The sequence below is a fragment of the Streptomyces sp. NPDC031225 genome, from assembly GCF_055570355.1.
Genome location: NZ_JBVIHJ010000015.1, coordinates 231,701 through 254,888, shown reverse-complemented (window position 1 = coordinate 254,888; position 23,188 = coordinate 231,701). Strand labels below are relative to the sequence as shown.

Sequence of the window (23,188 nt, the reverse complement as noted above, 5' to 3'; positions counted from 1 at the left end):
GGAGGGCCCACGAAACATCGGGGGGAAAAAGAGCGAATACACCACCGGCATGTGGGCCCCCCTGCGCGGAGGGGGGGGGGGGGGGCCCGGGGGCCCCCCCCCCCCCCCCCCCCCGCCCGGAGCACACGGTGCCTGCGTGTGCTGACGGTTACTCAGCCGACCCGGCAGGGAAGGGTCGTTGCCGTGTCGCCGCCGGAGCCTGTGACGACGTAGCCGAACGTCGAGCTCTGCCCGGGACTGAGCGAGCCGTTCCAGTCGGCGTTGTGGACCATCACGTTCTGGCCCGTGTAGGTGGCGTTGCCGTTCCAGAGACTGTCGACCTTCTGTCCGGTCGGCAGGGTCCAGTCGACCATCCAGCCCAGCATCGGGACATCGCCGGAGTTGGTGACGGTGACCTCGGACTGGTAGCCGCCGCTCCAACTGCCCGTGGTCCTGCGGGTGGCGGTGCAGGTGCCGGGGACCGGGTCGGTGGGGTTGCCCGGGTCGTGGATGCCGGTGACCTCGCCGTTGCCGCCGTCGAAGACGACGTCGGAGCACGAGTAGAAGGTCTCCGCGCTGTCCGAGCGCTGCCAGACCATGTAGATGATGTGGCGGCCGGACTTGTTGGCCGGAAGTTGGCCGGTCCAGGAGTAGTTGGCCTCGACCGTGCCCGGACTGCCGTTGAGCGGCGGGTGGTCGACACTCAGGAACGGCTGGGCCTCCATGTCGTCCCAGGTGAGGGTCTTGGTCGGGTCGAAGCCGTCCTTGGTGACGTAGACGTAGAACCAACCCGGGTGTGCGGCCCAGGCGTTGTAGGAGAAGTCGACCGTCTTGCCCGAGGTGAGATGGGTGAGCGGCCAGTCGCTGCGGGCCGCGTTGAAGCCGGTGAAGTTGGCGTTGCCGCCGCTGCACAGCTGGCCGTCCGGGACGAAGCCGCGGGTGCGGCCGGCGCCGTCCGAGCGGAGCACGGAGAACCAGTTGTAGAAGGGCGTGGTGCCGCTGACCGCCTGCGCGTTCTTGCAGGCCGGGTTGACCGGCTTGATCTCGCCGGTGCTGGTCAGCGCGTCCTGCCAGCACAGGAAGGTACGGCTTGCGGGCTTCATCGGGGTGCCGTGGGCCTCGGCCTTGCCGCCCGCCGTGACGACGAGACCGAGGGCGGGGATGGTGGCGAGCAGGGAGACGAGGACCAGGAGGAGGGCTCTGGTGCGTGACACCCTCGGTAACTTTGTCAGGATCATGACAGTCCAGTCCGTTCCTTGAGGTACGGGCCGTGCGGGTGTGGGGTTGCGGCGGAGTGGGAGCGGCATACGGGCGGGTTCCGGTCCGTCCATATGGGAGCGCTCCCACTCCGCCTTCTGCGGAAGGTAGCGGGATGCGGCCCACTTGTAAACGTCTGCCGCTTCCGTCAAGGGCGTGCCGTGGCGTCACCGGTTCGGACCGGGACCGAAAGCTCGCGGTGCACGAGTACCGGCTCAACGCGGACACGCGCGCGATGCCTCCCCCGCGCCGCCTCCCCGCGCCGCCCACCCGGTGCACCACGACAAGCCGGTCACCGAGCCGCCGTTGCTCGTCGAGGTCGTTCTGGACGCGCTCGCCGGGTTCCGACAACGGCCCCCGCGCGGACACCGGTCACACCGGGTGGGCCGACTGGAAGGCCAGCCGCTCGTCCGCGTCCTCCCCTATGGCCGTCAGCACGTCGTCGAAGTCCAGGAACTCCTCCCACACCGTCCGCCCGCTCACCTCGGCCAGTCTCCTGACGACGAGGTCCTCCAGTTCCGGGACGCGCTTGTTCTTCCAGATCTTGTCGGCGACGCCGACCAGCAGGTCTTCGAGGCCGATGGCAGGCAGCGTCCAGGTCGCATGGGTCGCGGCGAAGCGGGCCAGGTGCGGGGCCACACCGTGGGCGAGGAGCAGTTCGCGGCCGCTCTCCTCGTGCGCCGAGCCGGGGCCGGAGAGTTCGCCGACGTGCACGGTCTTGCCCACGTCGTGGGTCGCGGCGCCGAACAGTACCGCCTCACGGTCGAGCCGGAGCGTCGGGTGCCGTCGCCGCAGCCGGTCCACGAGCTCGTACGCCACGTCGTGCACGAGTCTCAGGTGAGCTGCGAGGCGGGGTGGGGCGTCGATGGCGCGGAGGATACGGGCCGCCGCGTCGGGGAGGAGGCGAGGGCCGGGGGCGTGGAGAGCTCGATGGAGGAGGTCGTTGTGATCCACGGAGCAAGGGTAGTTGCCTGCAAGGGAGTTGGACGGGATGAGTTGGACGGGATCACCGGGTTCACACAGGCCCGGCACTCCCCCGAGGCCGTCACACCGCCGCCCGCTTCGCGGATACCGCCCGTTCCTCCATGCCGGTTTCCGTGACCGCCGGAAGCTCGATGGTGAACTCCGTGCGGCCGGGGACGCTCTCCACCCGGATACGGCCCCCGTGCGCCGCCGTGATCGCCGCCGCTATGGCCAACCCCAGCCCGGATCCACCGGACTTGGCGTCGGCACGGGAGCGGGAGGTGTCCGCTCGGGTGAAGCGTTCGAAGACGGTCGGCAGGAGGCTCGGCGGGATGCCCGGGCCGTCGTCGCGGACGCGGATCACGCAGTGGGCGTCCGTGGACTCCACCGACGCCACCACCCTCGTGCCGGCCGGTGTGTGCATCCGCGCGTTGGCCAGCAGGTTGGCCACCACCTGGTGCAGCCGGGTCTCGTCGCCGGTCACCGACGCCGGGGAGTCCAGGCTCAGTTCGAGCTGCCAGTCGTGGCCACCGCCTGCCGCCCGTGCGTCCCACACCGCCTCCGCGACCAGTCCCGCCAGGTCCACCTCGCGGGAGTGCAGGGGGCGACCCTCGTCGAGGCGGGCGAGCAGCAGCAGGTCCTCCACCAGGCCCGTCATACGTGCCGACTCCGCCGAGACCCGCCGCCAGGCCAGCACCGGCTCGATCCGGTCGGTGCCGCGATTCATCAGCTCGGCGTATCCGGCGATCGAGGCCAGCGGCGTACGGAGTTCATGGCTGGCGTCGGCCAGGAACCGCCGCATCCGCTCCTCGCTGCGCTGCCGTTCGGTGAGGGAGGACTCCATGTGGTCGAGCAGATGGTTGAGCGCGGCGCCGACCTGTCCTGCCTCGCTGTCGGGGTCGGTGTCCCGCTCGGGCACCCGGGTCAGAGCGGTGACCTCGCCGTGGCCGAGTGGTGCCCGGGAGACCTCGGCGGCGGTGGCGGCGACCCGGCCGAGGGGGCGCAGTTGCCGTCGTATGACCACGGCACAGACGCAGCCGGCGACGGCGAGCCCTGTGCCCGCGACTGCCGCCTCGACCACGACCAGCCGGCTGATCATGTTCTGTACGTCGCCCATCGGCAGCCCGGTCAGGACCCGCACACCGTCGCTCTCCAGGACGGTGACCCGGTAGGTGCCGAGTCCGGGGACGCTCCGGGTGTGCTGCGAGCCGTCGGCGTGAAGGCCGGTCAGTGCGGTGCGCTGGGCCGCGCTGAGGCCCCGCGTCGTCGCGTCCTGGTTGACGACGGCCGCGGAGAGGATGTCCCCCTCGCCGTCGAGCCGGGCGGCGAGCATGCCGGACGGGTGCCCTCGCTCGTGGAGGAAGGCCAGGTCCCCGGCCGGCTCCCGGTGCACCGAGGCACCGCCCAGGCTGCGCTCGGCGGCGTTGGTGACCCGGTCGTCCAGGTCGCCCATCAGATAGGCGCGCTGGAAGAGCGCCGTGGTCAGGGCCATCGCCGCGCACACGACGACGAGCGTGACGCTGACGAAGAGCAGCAGCCGGGTGCGCATCGCGCGCGTGGGCAGCCGGAGGCCACGGAGGTGGCGCAGCCGCGCTCGCCCGGTCATCTCCCGTCCTCCGCGGCCCTGATGGCGTACCCGAGGCCGCGCACGGTGTGGATCATGGGTGCCCGTCCTCTGTCGATCTTCCGGCGCAGGCTGGAGATGTAGACCTCGACGAGGTTGCCGCTCCCGTCGAAGGAACCGCTCCAGACATGGCCGAGGATCTGCGTCTTGCTGAGCACCTGCCGCGGGTTGCCGAGCAGCAGTCCGAGCAGGTCGAACTCCTTCGCGGTGAGGTGGACCGGCGTGCCCGCCCGCCGCACCTCGCGGCTGTCGGCGCTCATGACGAGGTCGCCGAGGACGCGTACGGAGTCGTCGGCGCGGCCCTGCACGGCCCCGGCCCGGCGCAGCAGTCCGCGCAGCCTCAGCACGACCTCCTCCAGGGAGAACGGCTTGGTGACGTAGTCGTCGGCGCCTGCCTCCAGGCCGTCGAGGCGGTGTTCCAGGGCGTCGCGGGCGGTGAGCATGAGGACCGGCAGCTTCGGGTTCTCGTGGCGCAGCCGCCGCAGCACCTGGAGGCCGTCCAGGTCGGGCAGCATCCCGTCGAGCACGACGGCGTGCGGGGCGCAGCCGCGGGCGGTCCGCAGCGCGCTTTGGCCGTCCAGCGCCGGGTAGGGCCGCCAGCCGGCCTCGGCGACGGCGACGGACAGCACTTCGTTGAGGGCCGGCTCGTCGTCGACGATGAGCACCCGTACGTGGCCGGTTCGGGACCCGGAGGTTCCAGTCATGTCCCGATCCTGTCCCCGCCCGCTGAGGGAACCCTGTGTTCCACCTGAGGGTGGGTGATGACCTGGGCTTTCCGAGCCCGGCACACGGCGAAGGGCCGCACCTCCGGTCACCGGGGATGCGGCCCTCAACTGCCCTGCCGTACCGCTTACTTGCGGATCAGGCTGCGCAGCACGTACTGCATGATGCCGCCGTTGCGGTAGTAGTCGGCCTCACCAGGGGTGTCGATGCGGACGACCGCGTCGAACTCCACGCCCGTGTCGGTGGAGACCTTGACCGTGCGCGGCGTGGTGCCGTTGTTGAGCTCCTCCACACCGGTGAAGGAGAAGGTCTCCTCGCCGGTCAGGCCGAGGGACTCGGCGGTGGCGCCCTCCGGGAACTGGAGCGGGAGGACGCCCATGCCGATGAGGTTCGAGCGGTGGATGCGCTCGTACGACTCGGCGATGACGGCCTTGACGCCGAGGAGCGCGGTGCCCTTGGCGGCCCAGTCGCGGGACGAGCCGGAGCCGTACTCCTTGCCCGCCAGGATCGCGAGCGGGGTGCCCTGCTCGATGTAGTTGCGGGAGGCGTCGTAGATGAACGACACCGGACCGCCGTCCTGGGTGAAGTCGCGGGTGTAGCCGCCCTCGGTGCCCGGCGCGATCTGGTTGCGCAGGCGGATGTTGGCGAACGTGCCGCGGATCATGACCTCGTGGTTGCCTCGGCGGGAGCCGTAGGAGTTGAAGTCACGACGCTCCACACCGTGCTCGGTGAGGTACTTGCCGGCCGGGGTGTCGGCCTTGATGGCACCGGCGGGCGAGATGTGGTCCGTGGTCACCGAGTCGCCCAGCTTGGCGAGGACCCGGGCGCCGGTGATGTCGGAGACCGGGGTGGTCTCCATCGTCATGCCCTCGAAGTACGGGGGCTTGCGGACGTACGTCGACTCCGCGTCCCACTCGAAGGTGTTGCCGGTCGGGATCGACAGCGCCTGCCACTGGGCGTCGCCCGCGAAGACGTCCTGGTAGGACTTGTTGAACATGTCCTCGCCGATGGCGTTCGCCACGACGTCGTTGACCTCGGCCTCGGAGGGCCAGATGTCCTTGAGGAAGACCGGGTTGCCGTCCTGGTCGATACCCAGGGCGTCCTTGGTGACGTCGACCTTCATGGAGCCCGCGAGGGCGTACGCGACGACCAGCGGCGGAGAGGCCAGGTAGTTCATCTTGACGTCGGGGTTGATACGGCCCTCGAAGTTCCGGTTGCCGGAGAGGACCGAGGTGACCGCGAGGTCGTGGTCGTTGACGGCCTTGGAGACCTCCTCCGGCAGCGGGCCGGAGTTGCCGATGCAGGTGGTGCAGCCGTAGCCGACGAGGTTGAAGCCGACCTTGTCGAGGTAGGGCGTGAGGCCCGCCTTGTCGAAGTAGTCGGTGACGACCTTGGAACCCGGGGCGAGGGTGGTCTTGACCCACGGCTTGCGGGTCAGGCCCTTCTCGACGGCCTTCTTCGCGACGAGCGCGGCGGCGACCATGACGTACGGGTTCGAGGTGTTGGTGCAGGAGGTGATGGCCGCGACCGTCACCGCGCCGTGGTCGATCTCGTACGTCGAGCCGTCGGGGGCGGTCACGGTGACCGGGTTGGACGGGGCGCCGTTCGGGGCGACGGCCGGGGAGTCGGAGGCCGGGAAGGACTCCTTGCCCGCCTCGTCCACGGCGTCGACGTAGTTGAGGACGTCCGTCTTGAACTGCTCGGCGGCGTTCGCGAGGACGATGCGGTCCTGCGGGCGCTTCGGTCCTGCGATGGAGGGGACGACCGTGGAGAGGTCGAGCTCCAGCTTCTCGGAGAAGTCCGGCTCGGCCTTCGGGTCCAGCCAGAGGCCCTGCTCCTTGGCGTACGCCTCGACGAGCGCGACCTGCTGCGCGTCACGGCCGGTCAGCCGCAGGTACTTCAGGGTCTCGTCGTCGATCGGGAAGATCGCGGCGGTGGAGCCGAACTCCGGCGACATGTTGCCGATGGTGGCGCGGTTCGCGAGGGAGGTGGCGGCGACGCCCTCACCGTAGAACTCGACGAACTTGCCGACGACGCCGTGCTTGCGGAGCATCTCGGTGATCGTCAGCACGAGGTCCGTGGCGGTGGTGCCGGCGGGCAGCTCGCCGGTCAGCTTGAAGCCGACGACGCGCGGGATGAGCATCGAGACCGGCTGGCCGAGCATCGCGGCCTCGGCCTCGATGCCGCCGACGCCCCAGCCCAGCACGCCGAGGCCGTTGACCATGGTGGTGTGCGAGTCGGTGCCGACGAGGGTGTCGGGGTAGGCCTGGCCGCCCCGGACCATGACCGTGCGCGCCAGGTGCTCGATGTTCACCTGGTGGACGATGCCGGTGCCCGGCGGGACGACCTTGAAGTCGTCGAACGCGGTCTGGCCCCACCGGAGGAACTGGTAGCGCTCGCGGTTGCGGCCGTACTCCAGCTCGACGTTCTGGGCGAAGGCGTCGCTGGTGCCGAACTTGTCGGCGATGACGGAGTGGTCGATGACCAGCTCGGCCGGGGAGAGCGGGTTGACCTTCGCCGGGTCGCCGCCGAGCTCCTTGACGGCCTCACGCATGGTGGCGAGGTCCACGACACAGGGCACACCGGTGAAGTCCTGCATGATCACGCGGGCCGGCGTGAACTGGATCTCCTGGCTGGGCTGGGCCTGCGAGTCCCAGCCGCCGAGGGCACGGATGTGGTCGGCGGTGATGTTCGCGCCGTCCTCGGTGCGGAGCAGGTTCTCCAGCAGGACCTTGAGGCTGTAGGGCAGGCGAGCCGAGCCCTCCACCTTGTCCAGCCGGAAGATCTCGTACGACTCGTCGCCCACGCTCAGCGTGCTGCGGGCGTCGAAGCTGTTCGCCGACACGACAGTCTCCTTCATTTTGGTGCGCTTACCACCGCATCCTGCCGCCACGCCGCTTGGCGGATCCGGTGAGGTAAGGCTAAGTTAGGCATGCCTTACTGCCGGGTCCGGGGGAAGCGTGCGACTGCGGTACGCCTCGGCAGATATCTCGATGTCGAGATAACTCTAGTACATGAGGCCGGGATGGTCATGCCCAGCCTCGCTTGATCTCTCGCAGCGAAGGTTGAGCACCGTTACGCGCGTACGGCGATCCCGTGCTGGGCGCCTTTGACCTGGACTTCTTCGACAGCGGCGAACGAACTCCGGACGTGACCGACGCTGGGCCCCTTGTCCCGCTCACCGGCTACCAGACCCGGCGGCCATCCGCCGCACCGATGCCCGCCGACTGGAGACGTGGCTGCGCAACCGCAAGGTCCGCGGCGCCGCCCAACCGGCGCAGGTCGCCGTGGAAGCTGCCGAGCGCCGGCACACCAGCGTGAGCGGGGAGAAGCCGACCGCCCAGCTCGTGCACACCCTGGCGAGGGAGGGGATGCGCCTCAACGAGCAAGTCGCCGAGATCGACAAGCTCATCGAGGCCCTGTTTCGCGAGCACAAACACGCCGAGGTGATCGCGAGCATGCCCGGCACAAGCCCCCTGCTGGGCGCCGAATTCCTCGCAACCACCGGCGGAGACATGACGGTCTTCGGCACCCCGGACCGGCTCGCCGGGTTCGCCGGCGTCGCCCCGGCTCCCCGCGACTCGGGCAAGATCAGCGGAAACCTCCACCGGCCCAAGAGATACAGCCGCAGCCTCCAACGCGTCTTCTGCACCTCCGCGTTGATCAGCATTCGCTGTCGCGAGGAATCACGCCGCTTCTACGACCACAAGCGCGCCGAGGACAAGCGGCACACCCAGGCCGTGCTCGCACTCGCCCGACGACGAGCTCGACAACTCCGCGAGGAATTGCGGTCGACGGGCAGACATGGACGCGGGAAGATCCGCAGACCGAGGGCCGAAGGCGGGGAGTCCGGTGATCACTCAGGGCGTGAAGGTCACGACGCGCTGTGATCACTGCGGCGGTGTGCTGATACGCGACATCGGCCAGTTCATTGACCGCGGGCAGGTGTGGTGGGGCACCGAAGGGAGATGCCGGACCTGTCCCACTGCGTGGTGCGAGCAGGACAGCGGCGGAACGACTCCCGAGGAGATCCGTCAGGCGCTGCCGGCAGAGCACGGCCCTGCTCGACTTCGCCTTGCAGGGCCCGAGTCGAGTCTTGTCCCTGTCTTGCACGCGCTGCGGGAGACACACGGGCTGTCGCTTGCGCAGGCGCGGGCAATGGCCGACGAGCTGCGGACGACCGGCCTGGTGGGCACGTTGGTCGAAATGGAGCATGTGGCCGCAGGACTCCGCAGTCGCTCAGTTGCAGCGACCATTGAGCCGGCGGCCGACTGACGGCCAGCGCCCCAGCCAGAACGGCTTGACAAGAAGATCAGGAATCATCCACCGCTCTGGCGAGCGGCTTTGCGAAGCGAGTCCCACAGGGTGTCGATGTGGTCGGGCAGCGTCGTCGTCGCGCCGATGGCGACGCGAATCGCGAAGTGACCGTTGACCGATGTGTGCGTGAGGAAGGAATGCCCTTCGGCGTTGACCGCCTCCATTGCTGCCTTGGTAGCGGCGTCGTCGGGGCGCCCTTCCCGGTCGACGAGGTACAGACATACGAGTGCCAGTGATGGCGGGGTGGCCAGGGCGAAGCCCGGCTCGCTCTCGATCCGGCCGGCCAAGGAGTCGGCCATGGCGACGTGGCCGCGGATGCTTTCGCGCAGGCCTTCCAGTCCGGCGCCGTGCACCACCGACCAGATCTTCAACGCACGCATACGACGGCCCAACGGGACCTGCCAGTCGCGGTAATCGATGACTTCGCCCGATTCGGTCGCAGCGTTACGCAGGTACTCCGGTGTGATGGACAGCGCTGTGGGCAGCGCTCGGGCATCCCTCACCCACATGAACGAGGCGTCGAAGGCGGTGTAGAACCACTTGTGTGCGTCGGTGCAGAACGAGTCGACAAGGTTCACGCCGTCCAGGAGCCAGCGGAACTCGGGACACAACGCCGCGACTCCTGCCCACGCGGCGTCGACGTGCACCCACGCCTCGTACGCACGCGCTGCCAGCGCGACGTCTCTGACGGGGTCGATGGCACCCGTGCCGGTTGTTCCCACGGTCGGACAGACCATGACCGGCCTCTTTCCGGCGGCCGCGTCCTTGGCCAGCATGTCTGCCAGGGCATCCGCCGACATGGACAGCGTGCCCTGGGTAAAGGGGACGATCCGCAATGCTCGCGCGCCGAGCCCGGCCACACGCACGGCCTTGGCCAGTGACGAGTGGGTCTCGGCAGTGACGTACACCGTCTCGGTGCCGTCCACGCCGTCTTCGCGCCAGTCCGGGTTGCTGCGCTGCAGCGCAGCCAGCAGGGCGGCCAGCGATGCCGACGAAGCCGAATCCTGCAGCGAACCGCCTCCGCCTCCGGCGAAGGTGAACTCGCGACCAAGGCCCAGGGCATCCGCCAGGCCGTCGAGCAGGACCTGCTCGATCTCCGTCCCGGCCGGCGACGTCGACCAGAGCATTCCCTGTGCCCCGATCCCGCCCGATGCGATGTCACCGAGGAGCGACAGCAGGGACGCGTTCGCCGGGAAGTAGCCGAAGAAGCCCGGGTGCTGCCAGTGGAGCGACGAGGGGACGACCACGTCGTTGAGCAAGGCGATGAGATCATCGCCCAGCGCCTGGGACGGCCGCTCAGGCAGTTCACGAGGAAGCTGCGCCTTCACGGAGCCCGGTGAGACCTTCGGCCGCACGTGCAGGGAAGGGAGCGAGGTGCGGTATTGGGCGACCCAGTCGACCAACTGGTGGCCCTGGCGGCGGAATTCGTCTGGCTCAAGATCAGGCATGCTCTGTCCTAAGAGGTGGTGTTGGTCATGACGAGGGCTGAGCGCCCACCTGAGCGCTGGGGACGATCAGGTGTCCGGGGCGATCCGGCCGCTGCCGGATTCAGGGGGCCTCGATGCCGCGTACCGACTGGTGCCGCACCAGAGCCTTGGGTCTACAGTTGTAGATTAATAACTCCAATGTAATCCCTTATGGGGTCGCTGGGAAGGGGGGCGCGCCGGGGACCACTCTCACGGCGACCGGGAATGACAGCTCTTCGCCCTCGCTCCGTGCGCCCCTGCCGCGAGCACGTGGCGTAAGAGGTTCACCAGGTCACAGCGTTGGGTCTGCGGGTCACACGACCCCTCGGACTCATCCCCGGTGAGGCCCGCGAGTGCGACCACAGCCCTCGGTATTCGGGCGTCTACCCGTTGGTAAGGTGTCACCATGCCCAAGATCGTGGACCACGACGCGCGGCGTGAAGAGATCATCGAAGCCGTATGGCGCCTTGTCGCTCGGCGAGGGTTCGCGGCGCTGAACATGCGGGATCTCGCCGCCGAAGCTGGATTCACCAACGGTGCGCTCGCACGATACTTTCCCACCAAAGCGGCGATTCTGCGGGCCGCGCTGGAGCGCGCCAATGCGGCCACCGAGCAGCGGGCCGCCCGCACCATCGCCGGCGCCGACGGCCTGAACGCGTTCCGCAAGTTCTGCGTCGAGATCATGCCCCTGGACGACGAGCGTCTCAACGAGGCCCGCGTGGTCATCGGCTTCTGGAATTACGCGGTAGCCGATCAGGAACTGATCGGCGTCTACGACCAGGCGATATCGCGCTGGCGCGATCAGATGCTCTCGTATCTGCACACTGCGGCTGAAGCGGGAGAGATCAACCCGTCCTGCGATCTCGATGCGTTCTTGGACCTTGCGATGGCCACGCTGATGGGACTCCAGATCAACGCGATCTTCGCGGCTCGCCTGACCACACCCTCCCGCCAGTTGCGGATACTCGACGGACTCATCGCGGGGTTGCAGACCGGCACCTCATGATGTGAGCACGCAGGCGCAGAAGTACTCACCTGTGGGTGGCGTGGACCACCGCCGTCCCGGCTTCGCGCCGTCTTCCGCCCTGCAGACGTACGAAGGGGCGAGAACCGAATGCGCCGGGCTTCTCGGCAGCGGCGGCGTAGGCAGGTGCCGTGTACATCGGCGGCCGATGGCCGAGCGCTCCCTCACTCGGGCTTCGTACAATTTGGGTCCGAACGGAAATGTCGATCCAGTGCGTCGCAGAGACGTCGAAGGGGTGTGCCCGTGCCCGGCCATCGATCCATCACCGAAGCCGAGAAGCTGGCCGCTGCGAAGCTCGGCGGCATCCCGATCCGCCATGAGCAGATGGCTGTGGTGGCCAATATCCACCGGGCGGCCTCGGCGGTCCGGCAGCATCTGGAGAACTCCGTGCTCCGCGGATCCGATCTCACCTGGACGGCGTTCGTCGTGCTCTGGGTGGTCTGGATCTGGGGCGAGTCGGAGACCCGGCACGTGGCTGAGGAAGCGGGGATCTCCAAGGGCACACTCACTGGGGTCGCGCGCACGCTGGAGGCTCGGGGGCTGCTGCGGCGGAGCGGTCATCCCACCGACGGGAGGCTGGTTCTGCTCAGCCTCACGGACGAGGGTGAGGAACTGATGCGGCGGGTGTTTCCGCAGTTCAACGAGGAGGAGGCATTCGTGGCCGAGCAGCTGGACGACGACGAGTGCCGCAGCGTCGCGGACGGACTGCGGCGAGTCGTGCTCCAGGTCGAGGAGCACGGCGAGGAGCGTCGGCGCGCCCTGCTGAACGGTGCCGAGCCCGCCCTGCGTCGCAGTGGTCGCCGTCCGAAGCCGAAGGCGTGAAGGGGAGCCCGCGCAGCGGGGCAGGACTCAGAGAGAGAACGCCTCCACCGCGATGACGGCCGGCGGCGCTCGGAGCCCCCGCGTTACCGGTGACGCGGTTGCAGCGATCCCCCTCCCCCGCCGGTGGACCGCGGCAGCTGATCGCATCGGGCGATGGCGATGTCCTGCGGTCCCAGCCCTCGGGCGGCGGTGATGCGCCGCAGAGTCATGCCGGGAGCGAGGTAGCCGCGGGGGCAGGACTTGTGCGGCGTCCGACGAGGAGGACGGCGGTGAGTTCTCGTGCTGTCAATGGCGGTCGCGTGCGGCGCCCACAAGGGCGTCGAACAGTCCCTGCTGGGCGGGGTCTTCATGAGCGGTGTCCTCGGGATGCCACTGGACCGCGGCGAACCAGCCTGGAACTCCGGGCAGTTCGAGCCCTTCCACTGTGTCGTCGGCGGCCCGGGCGGTGATCGTGAGGCCGGCGCCCGTACGGTCGACCCGCTGGTGGTGGTAGCAGGATGCCTCCACCTTCTCGGCGCCGGTGGCCTGTTCCAGCAGCGAGCCGCGCCGGATCGCCATCGGGTGCACGACATGTCGGTGCTCACGGTCCGGACCGCCCATGTCCTGGTGGAGGGTGCCGCCGAGGGCGGTGTTGACGACCTGGAGGCCGCGGCAGATCGCGAGCAGGGGCAGGCCCAGGTCGAGGGACTGGCGGGCGACTTCCAGGTCGAAGGCGTCCTGGAGGTCGTCGACGTCGTACACGCTGTCGTGGGTGTCGGTCGCGCCGTAGCGGTACGGGGCGAGATCGCCGCCGCCGGGGAGGAGGACGCCGTCGAAGCGGGCGAGGCGGGCGGCCACGCCGGCGGCGGTGGGCTCGGCGGGGTGGATGGTGGCCGGTTCGCCACCGGCCCGCCAGACCGCCTCGACCAGCGCGCGGGCGTTGACCTCGGCGGCGTGGCGCAGGGCGGAGGTGGAGGCGGCGAAGCGGGCGGGGATCGCGATCAGCGGTCGCGCGGGCGTCGTCACAGCTGGATCCAGGTGGTCTTGAGTTCGGTGTACTTCTCGATGGCGTGGGCGGACTTGTCGCGTCCGTTGCCGGACTGCTTCACGCCGCCGAAGGGCACGGTGAGGTCACCCTCCTCGTAGCAGTTGACCCAGACCGTGCCGGCCTTCAGCGCGCGCGAGACCTGGTGGGCGGTGGACAGGTCTGAGGTCCACAGCCCGGCGGCCAGGCCGTACTCGGTGTCGTTGGCGAGCGCCACGGCCTCGTCGAGGTCGTCGAAGGTGAGCACGGACAGGACGGGGCCGAAGATCTCCTCACGGGCCAGCCGCATGCCCGGATCCACGTGGTCGAAGACGGTGGGCTGCAGGTAACTGCCGCCGGTGTCGGTGAGTGTGCGGCTGCCCCCGGCCCGCAGCCGAGCGCCCTCGTCGAGGCCGGTGCCGATGTGCTCCAGTACGCGCTGCAGGTGGCGCTCACCGACCAGCGCCCCCATCTCGGTCGCCGGGTCGAGCGGGTCACCGATCCGTAGTTCCCGGGCCCGCGCCACGATGGTGTCCGTCACGCGCTCGGCAATGGAGGAGTGGACGAGCAGCCGCGAAGGGGCCGTGCACATCTCGCCCTGGTTGAAGAAGATGCCCCAGGCGGCGGTTTCGGCGGCCTTCTCCAGGTCGGGTGCGTCCGGGAGGATGATGTTGGGTGACTTGCCGCCCAGCTCCAGCCAGACGCGCTTGAGGTTGGAGTCGGCCGCTTACCGCAGGAAGTGCCGCCCGACGGCGGTGGATCCGGTGAAGGCCAGCACGTCGACGTCCGGGTGGAGGCCGATCGCCCGTCCGGCGGTGGGCCCGTCGCCGGTGACGACGTTGAGTACGCCCGGCGGCAGCCCGGCCTCGGTCGCCAGCCGACCGAGCAGCAACGCGGACAACGGCGAGTTCTCCGACGGCTTGAGCACCACGGTGCAGCCGGCCGCGAGCGCCGGAGCGGCCTTCCAGCTCGCCAGTGTGAGAGGGAAGTTCCAGGGGACGACCGCGCCGACGACACCCGCCGGCTCGCGGGTGACCAGGGCGAGCGCGTCGGGCGCGGTGTGCGGCGACTCGTCGGTGAGCTTGTCCGCCAGCTGCCCGTACCACCGAAAGGTGTTGATCGCGGCGCGCAGCTCGATGTCGTACGCGTCCGTGATCGGCTTGCCCATCTCCAGGCTGACCGTCAGCGCCAGCCGGTGACGCTGCTCCTCCAGCAGATCGGCGATCCGCAACAGGACCCGGCCCCGGTCGGCAGGTGCGAGGCGTGGCCACGGCCCCGAGTCGAAGGCCCGGCGCGCGGCGGCCACAGCGGCGTCCACCTCGGCGGGCCGGGCGTCGGCCACGTGAGCCAGCACTTGCCCGTCGCGGGGCGAGACGGCCGGGTAGGACTGCCCGCCGCCGGGTTCGTCGGCGCCGTCGATGTGGTGCGCACCTGACAGGTCCAGTGCCGTGGCCCGGCGCAGCCAGTCGTCGTGGGTGATGTCCAGCATGCGTAGCCTCCAGGTCATGGCGTTACGTTTGAATCCAAACGATAAGCCGTGGGCGGTCCCCGCAGGGGAGACCGGGGTCTCGACCGGCTTGTCGTTCGGTCGTACGGTCAACGGGTCATGGACATGCACGGGCGAACTCGCGCCCCTGCGCATGGATCACCACCTCGACGTACCGGTGCTCGGTGTCTGCTTCGGCGGCCGGGGGCCGACCACCGCGCTCGGTGGATCGGTCAATGCGTCATCGCGCCCGGAGATCGGCCGGCGTTCCAGGTGGGGCGCTTTCCGGGGATGCCGATCCGGAGATCACCAGGGCTATGACGCGCGACTGCCTCGACCTCGGCGGCGCGGAGCGGTGCGTACGGCCGGCACGTCGGCCGCCTGGCACAGCGGCCGCCTGACGGCTTCTTCACGCACCCCGGGCTCAGGGCAAGCCCTCCCCCGGCCCGGTGAGGTCGGTGTGACCGGTCCGGGCCCGAGGGGGAGGGCAAGGACCGGGCCGGACACACCGCGGGGCAGGCTCAGACGTCGGCCGTCGCCCTGCCGCGAGTCAGTCGCGCGGCGATGACGCCCAGGACCAGGACCGCCGGGACGGTGAGCTCCAGCCACATCGCCGTGCCCTGGTCCCCGCCGATGAGGGTGGTGAAGTTGGCCAGGATCAGCCAGATGGCACCGGCGATGCCGAGCGCACCCAGGACGGGGGCGATCAGCGTGTTCCAGGCGCGAGTGTCCAGCCGTTCCCGGCGGAAGAACACGACCACCGAGACGGAGGTCAGGAAGTACAGGAGCATGACCGCCAGCACCCCGACCCCACTGAACCAGGAGAAGAGGCTCAGCACCGGGTCCTTGCCCAGCAGCGCGAAGGGCATGACCAACGCGAGCGAGATCACGGTCTGCACGCCGCCGGCCGCCCAGGGCGAGTGGCGTCGGTTGACCGCGGTCAGCCCGCCCGGCAGCAGGCCGTCGCGGCCGAGCGAGAACAGGTAGCGGTTGGCGGAGTTGTGGAAGGCGAGGACGCCGGCGAAGAGGGAGGTGACCAGCAGGATGGGCAGCGCGTCGCCTGCCCAGCCGCCGAACTGCGCGGTGATCGGCGCGAAGACCCAGGACGTGGCGTCGCCGCTCTCCAGTGCCTTCCCGGCGGCCGCGGTGGCGTTCGAGGCGCCATGGGCGGAGACCAGCATCCACGAGGTGAAGGCGAAGAAGGCGGTGATGATCATGACGGACAGGTACGTGGCCCGGGGGACGGTCCTGCGGGGCTCCCGTGCTTCCTCGCCGTAGATCGCTGTGGCCTCGAAGCCGAACATCGACGCCACAGCGAACATCAGCGCCACGCCCGGTGCCCCCTGCAGGGCCGCATGGGGCGAGAAGCTGTGGGCGAAGCCCAGCCCCTCGGGACCGCCGCCCTTGAAGAAGGTCACCAGGGCGAAGGCGAACAGGATGCTGAACTCGGCCAGGACGAAGACGGCGAGGATCTTGGCGCCCATCTCGATCCCGGCGGCACCGAGGACCTGGACGATCACCATGGTGACGAGGACCCAGACCCACCACGGTGCGCTCAGCCCTGCGTACTGCTCGACCAGGCCGCTGACGATGAAGCCGTACAAGCCGTACATGGCGGCCTGGACCGCACAGTAGGCGAAGAGCGCGACTCCTGCGCTCCCGGAGCCGATGGGGCGGCCGAGCCCCTTGCCGATGTAGGTGTAGAAGGCGCCGGCGTCCACGACATGTCGCCCCATGGCGACGAAGCCGACGGAGAACAGCAGGATGACGGCGCCGACCGCGGCATACGCGGCGGGCGCACCCGCGCCGCTGCCGATGGCGACGGCGATGGGCACGGCACCGGCTATGCCGGTCAGCGGCGCCTGCGCGGAGAGAACGAAGAAGAGGATTCCCAGAACACCGAGGGAGTTGGGTTTGAGCCTGCCTGCAGCGGAGGGGCTCTGCACGGTCTGTGTTGGTTCGACCGTCTGACTGTCCACGCGGATCACCTGCCTGGAAGGGGGAGAGGTTTCGTTTCGAGCCAAACGAGTTGCTTCATAGTGGGCTGGAACTATCCAGATGGCAAGGGTTTGTGTGGTGTTTTTAGGCCACCGCATCGTCGGTACGAGGCCGCGGCCGAGGTGGCATCCGAGCCGAACGAGGCCCCGGGCGCCAAGCGTCCGGGGCCTCACAACAGGCAGGTCGGCGAGTCAGGCGCCGCTGTCGCCCGCACTCTCGCCGTCTGCGTCGGCGTCGAGCAACCGCAGCAGGGAGCGGAGCTCCTCGATGGCCGCGTCAGTGACCTCGGGTCCGCCGCCCAGAACGAGCTGGTGCAGGACGAGACCGTCGAGGGCGGCGAAGACCAGCCGCGTCATCGCCCGGTTCGCACCCTCGGGGAGCATCCGGGACAGCTCGCGCTCGGTGGCATCGAAGTACTCGTCGTACAGCCCACAGATCAGCGGCAGCAGCTCCGGCCTTCGCCGGGATTCGAGCAGCAGCTCGTACTGGAAGACCTGGGTGTCCGGATCGGCCGTGACCATCTCGGACACTCCGGCCGAGAAGTCGGACACCTTGCCGGTCCCCGGCTCGACCGCGCTGACGCTCAGGCTGGAGCGTACGGTGTGGGCGAGCGCCTCCTCGATCAGCGCGTCACGGGTGCCGAAGTGGTGGACGACAAGACCGTGGGTGACCCCTGCCTCCTCCGCCACCGCGCGATAGGTGAGCTTGCGCAGACCACCCCGGGCCACCACCCGCACGGCCGCGTTGAGCAGGGCCTCCCGGCCCTCCCCGTAGTTCACCCGCTTGCGCGGCCTGCGGCCCTCAGGGGTCCCGGTGGCTTCGGTCATGGGTGCGACCCTACCGGCCCGTACACGCACGGCGGCCTCTCCCCTGCCCGGCCGCACGGGACGGACAGGTGAAGCACCACGCCGGGCACCCGTCGCGGCAGGCCAGGTGCCGGTTCCGCCTACGGTGGGCATCAGCGCTTGGGGGGCCGGATACCGCGGAACTCCCAGTCGCCGCCGAGCGCGGTGGACAGGACCTCTTCCGATTCGGTGGGCTGGGCTCCGACGTCCGTACGGATCGAGGTGGGGCCGGTGACGATGTGGTTGGTGAGCCGCCCCAGGCCCTCGACCTCGACCTCGACGACGTCACCGGGCTCGACAGGGCGGGAGTTGGCCGGGGTACCGGAGAGCAGCACGTCGCCGGGGTGGAGAGTGATGGTGCGCGCGATGTCGGCGACGAGGTAGTGCATGTCCCACTCCATCTCATCCGTCGAACCGTCCTGTACGACCTCGCCGTTGACGTACGTCCGCAGGTACTTGCCGTGGAAGTCCCAGTCGGTGACCAGGCCCGGGCCGAGCGGACACAGGGTGTCGGAGCCCTTCACCCGCAGCATCGAACCGGCGTCGGTGTCGCGGAAGTCGTGCAGACCGTAGTCGTTGGCGACGGTGTAGCCCGCGATGTACTCGCCCGCCTCGGCAGGGGAGATGTTGCGCGCGGTCCGGCCGATGACGATCGCCACCTCTCCCTCGTAGTTGAGCCACTTACAGCCCTCGGGGCGGACGATGGCGCCCTTGTGGGAGTTGAGGGCGGAGGTCGGCTTGTGGAAGTACGTCGGCGTCGGGGTCAGCTGGATCTGGAACTCGTCGACCCGGCTGCGGTGGTTGAGATGCACGGCGACGACCTTGGACGGTACGACCGGCGGCAGGTGCTGGGCGTCCTCGATCTTGACCCGGCGGCCGTCCCCGGCGACGAGTTCGTCACCGTCACGGACGGTCTCGACGGCGGCTCCGTCGAGGAGGACACGGCGGTATTCGGGCATGGCGGGGCCTTTCTAGGAGCGGCTGTGCGGGGTGCGCGGGGAGGCGGACGCGGGCGCGCCGGTGCCGGTCCAGCCCTCGGCCGGGCGGTCGAACCAGAGGTGGACCTGGCCGGTGCCGATGGAGTTCTCGTACTCGCCGTACTGGCGGGCCTTGGCGACGCATGCCTGCTCGCCGAGGGCGCCGGCCATCATCAGGTAGTGGTAGAAGCGGGCCTCGGGCTTGTACTTCCAGAACTCGTCCATGGTGTCGAGGACCTTGTCGTGGCGGCCCTCCTTGAACCAGGCGATGCGTTCGTAGTCGGCATCGCGGGCCTCGGACGTGAAGATGTGGCCGGGGTCGCTCGACTCGTGGTCGCGAAGCTCGCGCAGCGGCCAGAAGGTGTGCGACAGCGCTCCGGAGGCGATCAGCAGCACGCGGCGGCCAGGAGTGGCGGCGATACCGTCCGCCAGGGCGCGGCCGAGCCGCAGGTGGTCCTCCATGTCACCGGTCTGGCAGACGCCGATGGTCACCCATCGCTTGTCCGGCAGCCCCTCCCCCAGGAACTTCCAGAGGTTGATGGTGGCGTAGTAGATCGGCAGGTACTCGTCCTCGATCGCGGTGATCCAGGTGCCGTGCTTGTCGGCGAACTTCTCGATGTTCTGGGCCAGTTCGGGATCACCCGGGAAGTCGTACGGCATCCGGCACATGCCGCGCGGCAGTTCCTCGGAGGTGAACAGTCCGGCCCTGCGCTGCTGGGCGGTGACGACGAACTCGACGGTGGTGGCCCAGTGCGAGTCCAGGACCACGACGGTGTCGTAGTCGTCACTGTCGAAGACGTCCTCGCGGAGCTGTCGCAAGCCGGTGACGAGGGTGATCTCCTTGCCCTGGTTCAGCTCGAGCCGGTCCCCCTCCGGCAGCACGATGGTGGGGACGTGGGCGAGCAGACCCGCCCCGACGATTTCACCCATGGTCCTGCCATCCGTTCGGCGCGGTGACGGTGTTCTTGACGTCGCAGTAGAAGTCGAAGCTCCATGTGCCGCCCTCCCGGCCGACGCCCGAGTGGCGGGAGCCGCCGAAGGGAGCCTGGAGGTCGCGTACGAAGAAGCAGTTGACCCAGACCGTGCCCGCGACGAGCCGCGCGGTGACGCGCTCGGCGCGCTCGTGGTCGCCGGTGACGAGGGTGGCGGCCAGACCGAAGCGGGTGTCGTTGGCGAAGCGCACGGCCTCTTCCTCGTCGCCGAAGGTCTGGAGCGTCAGGACCGGACCGAAGACCTCCTCCTGCACGATCTCCGAGTCCTGGGCGACGTCGGTGAGGAGGGTCGGCTCGTAGTACAGAGCGTCCTTGCGCCTGCCGCCGATGACCGCGCGAGCCCCGTCGTCGAGCGCGCGACGCACGAAGCCGTCGATCTTCTCCAGCTGGCGCGGGTGGATGTTGGGGCCGAGGTCGGTGCCCTCGTCACGTGGGTCACCCTGCCTGAGCCGGCTCGCCTTTTCCACGAACCGGCGGGTGAACTCGTCCGAGACCGTCTCCTCGACAAGGATTCGGGTCGCGGCCAGGCATACCTGTCCGGCGTTGTCGTACTGCTCCACCGCCAGGTCCACGGCGAGGTCGAGGTCCGCGTCGGCGAAGACCAACAGCGGTGACTTTCCGCCGAGTTCGAGGCTGAGAGGGGTGAGGTTGGCGGCGGCTTCCCGGGCGATGTGCTGGGCGGTGGGCACGGAACCGGTGAAGCTGATCCGGCGGACGTCCGGGTGCGAGACAAGAGCGTTGCCGACCTCGGTGCCGTATCCCTGCACTACGTTGAGGACACCGGCCGGCAGCCCTGCCTCGGCCGCGATGTCGGCGAGCAGCGAAGCAGTGAGCGGGGACCACTCGGCGGGCTTGAGGATCACCGTGTTCCCGGCGGCCAGCGCCGGGGCGACCTTCCAGGTGGCCAGCATCAGCGGGGCGTTCCACGGCGTGATCAGCAGGCACGGGCCCGCCGGGTCCCAGCTCACGTGGTTGGTGTGGCCGCGGGTGTCGAAGTCCTCGTGCTCCAGCTTCAGCAGCCAGTCGGCGAAGAAGCGGAAGTTGTGCGCCACGCGCGGCATCACACCGCGGCGGTGGGAACGCAGGAGGGCGCCGTTGTCGAGCGTCTCGACATTGGCGAGGTCCTCGATGCGCTTCTCGACTCCGTCGGCGATGGCGTGCAGGATGCGGGCGCGCTCCGCGCGCGACGTGGCGGCCCAGGCGGGAAAGGCGGCGCGAGCGGCGGCGACGGCCGCCGCGGCCTCCGTCGCCGTGCCCCGGGAGATCTCCCCGAGGGTGCTTCCGTCGATCGGCGACACGTCGGTGAACGTCTCGACGGACGCCACGCGTTCGCCGCCGATCCAGTGCCGGGTGTCGACGGCGACCCCAGTCACCGTGGTGATGTGCTCGGTCATGTCCGGTCTCCAGGTCTTCTGATGTGCAAGGGGGGTCACTCGGCCTCGGAGGTGCCGGATTCCAGCAGTCGGCCGCCGTCCCAGACGACGCCCACCTGCCGGTAGTACGCGGCGATCGGCTCTCGGATCTCCAGCCGGGCCAGCTCTTCCGTCGGCGCCTCGAACAGCTCCAGTTCCGCATCGCCGACCCACGGCTGTCCGGCCTCGAAGGACGCGGCGCCGGTCTCGATCAACTCGTCGAGCGCGAGGCCCTTGCCGTTCTCGATGGAGGGAAGCCAGCGGTGGTGGGCCATCGGGTGGCCGTTGACGAAGCCGTTGGTCTCGGACGGCTCGCGCAGGGTCACCACCGTCTGTGCCAGGCGTCGGTCGGCTGCGGCGAGGGTGGCGCCGAAGCGGGCTCCGGCCTCGATGCGCGGGGCCGGACCGTACAGGTGCGGGCGCGTCTGGTGGATCGAACCGAGCTTCTTCGGGTAGCCCTGGTGCAGTCCGCGGGCGATCGCGAAGTCCTTGTCGACCCAGATGTACACGCAGCGCGAGTACGTCCGCCCCTGGTACGAGCAGCGGACGACGGCGAAGGCCTCCTTGTACTGGGCGCGCACCGGGTCCAGCAGCTCCTCCTTCGTACCGGAGCAGGACTGCCAGTCGGCCCAGATCAGCGCGACCGCGCCCGGGTCCTCCTCGGCGAGTTCCAGCGGTGCGGGCAGCAACTCCCGTACACGTGCGGGATCGGTGCGGTACTCGATCGTGAGCAGGTCGCCGGAGTAGTGCCAGGGGGGTGAGGGGATCAGGGACGACGATCCGGTCGCCGTCTTGGGGTGGAAGTAACCACGGACGCTGGCCATGACGTTGGTTCCTTACGCGGTGAGGGCGGGCTGCTTGAGCAGCTGGGCGCGGTAGCGGGCGGCGCCGGTGGCAGCGGCTGGGCCGCCGAGGGCGACGACGCCGACGAGCTGCCCGCCGTCGGTGTGGTAGCCGACGATCATGTCGCCGCCCGGATCGCCGGCCAGGACGCGGATGTCGGCGAGGCCGAGTACGGGGGAACCGAAGGACTGCAGCCGGAAGTCGTGCTGGTCGCTCCAGAAGGTGGGCAGCGGCGCGAACGGCGGCAAGCCGGCTTCCGCACCCGTGAGATGAGCCATCAGTGCTTTCGCCGCATGCTTCGCGGTGTCGCCGGGGATCGACCAGTGCTCGACCCGGCGCGGTACGCCGTCGTAGCGGGCGTTGGGGAAGCGGGCGACGTCGCCGACCGCGACGACGTACGGCAGTCCGCCGACCCGCAGCTGCCCGTCGGTGAGCACGCCGTCGGTCAGGTCGAGACCGTTGCCGTCGAGCCACTCGGTGTTGGCGACGGAGCCGACCGACTCCACGACCGCATCGGCCGGGAGCACCGTCCCGTCGCTCAGTACGACCCCGGTGACGTGTTCCTCGCCCTCGAACCCCGAGACACCCGCACCGAGAGCGAAGCGCACACCGCGTTCCTCGTGCCGGCCCAGCAGCGCGCGGGCCGGCAGCTCGCCGAGTGGTCCGACCATGGGCAGCGGCAGCGGGTCGACCACGGTGACGTCCGTGACGCCGAGACCGACCGCGGTGGCGGCCACCTCGCAGCCGATGAACCCGGCACCGATGACGACGACCCGGGCGCCCGGCCGGACCAGCTCCGCACGCAGGGCCTGAGCGTCACGGAAAGTCCGTACGGTGTGACGGCCGACCGCCGGGCCCTCGCAGCGCAGGCGCCGGGGACGCATACCCGTGGCGACGACCAGTCCGTCGAAGGGCAGCTCCTCGCCGCTGTCGAGCACGACGACCCGCTCGGCGAGTCGGGCGCTCGTGACGCTCGTACCGAGCCGCCACTCCACGTCGGCCGCGCTCGCCTTGGGAGTGAAGGCCAGGGACTCGAACGACGCCTTTCCGGCCAGCGCTTCCTTGGAGAGAGGCGGCCGGTTGTACGGCATGTGGGGCTCGTCACCGATCACGGTGATCGCGCCGGTCCACCCGGCGCCGCGGAGTTGTTCGGCCGCGCGCAGGCCGCCCATGGAGGCCCCGGCCACGATGATGCGCTGCGTCGTCATGCCGCTCAGTCCTCGATCCGGATGGCCTGCAGCGGACAGACGTCCGCGGCCTCCTCGACCTCGTCGCGCAGGGTGTCGTCCGGGTCGCTGACGTAGGCCAGCCGTCCGTTGTCGTCCAGCTGGAAAACGTCGGGGGCCGCGAAGACGCACTGTCCGTGGTCCTTGCACTTGTTCATGTCGACGACGACCTTCATGGCCGGTCCTCCTGGAAGGTGGGTGCGCCGGAGCGGGCGGGAGCGAGGGGCAGGG

Annotated in this window: 18 protein-coding genes and 2 pseudogenes; 4 read left to right on the top strand and 16 right to left on the bottom strand. The window is 69.6% G+C overall.

Translation table 11 applies throughout. The features are described 5' to 3' along the window. Nucleotides 1-152: 152 nt before the first annotated feature. From ACZ48Z_RS25845 to acnA, 5 genes are all read right to left on the bottom strand, one after another. On the bottom strand, nt 153-1,217 hold the full coding sequence (locus ACZ48Z_RS25845; protein WP_468738250.1) for a lytic polysaccharide monooxygenase auxiliary activity family 9 protein: 1,065 nt from the start codon (nt 1,215-1,217) through the stop codon (nt 153-155). Between the two features lie 391 nt (nt 1,218-1,608). After that, the gene (locus tag ACZ48Z_RS25840) at nt 1,609-2,190 is read right to left on the bottom strand and encodes an HD domain-containing protein (RefSeq protein ID WP_468738249.1); all 582 of its coding nucleotides are present in this window, start codon (nt 2,188-2,190) and stop codon (nt 1,609-1,611) included. Nucleotides 2,191-2,281: 91 nt separating this feature from the next. Next, the gene (locus ACZ48Z_RS25835; protein ID WP_468738248.1) at nt 2,282-3,805 is read right to left on the bottom strand and encodes a sensor histidine kinase; all 1,524 of its coding nucleotides are present in this window, start codon (nt 3,803-3,805) and stop codon (nt 2,282-2,284) included. Next, on the bottom strand, nt 3,802-4,527 hold the full coding sequence (locus tag ACZ48Z_RS25830; RefSeq protein ID WP_468738247.1) for a response regulator transcription factor: 726 nt from the start codon (nt 4,525-4,527) through the stop codon (nt 3,802-3,804). The genes ACZ48Z_RS25835 and ACZ48Z_RS25830 overlap by 4 nt, the downstream gene beginning before the upstream one ends. Before the next feature lie 146 nt (nt 4,528-4,673). Continuing rightward, the gene (acnA, locus tag ACZ48Z_RS25825; protein ID WP_468738246.1) at nt 4,674-7,391 is read right to left on the bottom strand and encodes an aconitate hydratase AcnA; all 2,718 of its coding nucleotides are present in this window, start codon (nt 7,389-7,391) and stop codon (nt 4,674-4,676) included. 278 nt (nt 7,392-7,669) lie between these two features. Here acnA and ACZ48Z_RS25820 point away from each other — a divergent pair. Next, nucleotides 7,670-8,436 (top strand): annotated as a pseudogene (locus tag ACZ48Z_RS25820) (transposase); the annotation flags it as partial. Next, nucleotides 8,414-8,821 carry a hypothetical protein gene (locus ACZ48Z_RS25815; protein WP_468738245.1) on the top strand — a complete coding sequence of 136 codons (408 nt, stop codon included), beginning with the start codon at nt 8,414-8,416 and terminating at the stop codon, nt 8,819-8,821. The pseudogene ACZ48Z_RS25820 and the gene ACZ48Z_RS25815, both read left to right, overlap by 23 nt. A 44-nt stretch (nt 8,822-8,865) precedes the next feature. Here ACZ48Z_RS25815 and ACZ48Z_RS25810 read toward each other — a convergent pair whose 3' ends face one another. Continuing rightward, nucleotides 8,866-10,311 carry a pyridoxal phosphate-dependent decarboxylase family protein gene (locus ACZ48Z_RS25810; protein WP_468738244.1) on the bottom strand — a complete coding sequence of 482 codons (1,446 nt, stop codon included), beginning with the start codon at nt 10,309-10,311 and terminating at the stop codon, nt 8,866-8,868. Between the two features lie 424 nt (nt 10,312-10,735). Here ACZ48Z_RS25810 and ACZ48Z_RS25805 point away from each other — a divergent pair, with 424 nt between their 5' ends. Continuing rightward, complete coding sequence (locus ACZ48Z_RS25805) at nt 10,736-11,335, top strand: TetR/AcrR family transcriptional regulator (RefSeq protein WP_329231574.1); 600 nt, start codon at nt 10,736-10,738, stop codon at nt 11,333-11,335. Between the two features lie 261 nt (nt 11,336-11,596). Continuing rightward, nucleotides 11,597-12,175: a MarR family winged helix-turn-helix transcriptional regulator gene (locus ACZ48Z_RS25800; RefSeq protein ID WP_468738243.1), complete on the top strand. Its 579-nt coding sequence runs from the start codon at nt 11,597-11,599 to the stop codon at nt 12,173-12,175. A gap of 285 nt (nt 12,176-12,460) precedes the next feature. On the opposite strand, the gene ACZ48Z_RS25795 is transcribed toward ACZ48Z_RS25800, so the two are convergent. From ACZ48Z_RS25795 to ACZ48Z_RS25750, 10 genes and pseudogenes are all read right to left on the bottom strand, one after another. Next, entirely contained in the window at nt 12,461-13,180 is a 720-nt protein-coding gene (locus ACZ48Z_RS25795) for a gamma-glutamyl-gamma-aminobutyrate hydrolase family protein (protein WP_468738242.1), read from the bottom strand. Continuing rightward, nucleotides 13,177-14,667 (bottom strand): annotated as a pseudogene (locus tag ACZ48Z_RS25790) (aldehyde dehydrogenase). The gene ACZ48Z_RS25795 and the pseudogene ACZ48Z_RS25790 overlap by 4 nt, the downstream one beginning before the upstream one ends. A gap of 518 nt (nt 14,668-15,185) precedes the next feature. After that, nucleotides 15,186-16,643 carry an APC family permease gene (locus ACZ48Z_RS25785; protein ID WP_468738241.1) on the bottom strand — a complete coding sequence of 486 codons (1,458 nt, stop codon included), beginning with the start codon at nt 16,641-16,643 and terminating at the stop codon, nt 15,186-15,188. A 210-nt stretch (nt 16,644-16,853) separates the two neighbouring features. Continuing rightward, nucleotides 16,854-17,489 carry a TetR/AcrR family transcriptional regulator gene (locus tag ACZ48Z_RS25780; RefSeq protein WP_468738240.1) on the bottom strand — a complete coding sequence of 212 codons (636 nt, stop codon included), beginning with the start codon at nt 17,487-17,489 and terminating at the stop codon, nt 16,854-16,856. A 131-nt stretch (nt 17,490-17,620) separates the two neighbouring features. After that, nucleotides 17,621-18,466: a fumarylacetoacetate hydrolase family protein gene (locus ACZ48Z_RS25775; protein ID WP_468738239.1), complete on the bottom strand. Its 846-nt coding sequence runs from the start codon at nt 18,464-18,466 to the stop codon at nt 17,621-17,623. Nucleotides 18,467-18,478: 12 nt separating this feature from the next. Then, nucleotides 18,479-19,414, bottom strand: coding sequence for a 3,4-dihydroxyphenylacetate 2,3-dioxygenase (locus ACZ48Z_RS25770; RefSeq protein ID WP_468738238.1), 936 nt, complete (start codon nt 19,412-19,414; stop codon nt 18,479-18,481). Next, nucleotides 19,407-20,870: an aldehyde dehydrogenase gene (locus ACZ48Z_RS25765; protein ID WP_468738237.1), complete on the bottom strand. Its 1,464-nt coding sequence runs from the start codon at nt 20,868-20,870 to the stop codon at nt 19,407-19,409. Before ACZ48Z_RS25765 ends, ACZ48Z_RS25770 begins: the two co-directional genes overlap by 8 nt. Nucleotides 20,871-20,905: 35 nt before the next feature. Beyond that, nucleotides 20,906-21,712: an acetoacetate decarboxylase family protein gene (locus tag ACZ48Z_RS25760; RefSeq protein WP_007379207.1), complete on the bottom strand. Its 807-nt coding sequence runs from the start codon at nt 21,710-21,712 to the stop codon at nt 20,906-20,908. Nucleotides 21,713-21,724: 12 nt separating this feature from the next. Beyond that, nucleotides 21,725-22,939 carry an NAD(P)/FAD-dependent oxidoreductase gene (locus ACZ48Z_RS25755; protein ID WP_468738236.1) on the bottom strand — a complete coding sequence of 405 codons (1,215 nt, stop codon included), beginning with the start codon at nt 22,937-22,939 and terminating at the stop codon, nt 21,725-21,727. Between the two features lie 5 nt (nt 22,940-22,944). Further along, on the bottom strand, nt 22,945-23,133 hold the full coding sequence (locus ACZ48Z_RS25750; RefSeq protein ID WP_037898529.1) for a ferredoxin: 189 nt from the start codon (nt 23,131-23,133) through the stop codon (nt 22,945-22,947). Nucleotides 23,134-23,188 lie beyond the last annotated feature (55 nt).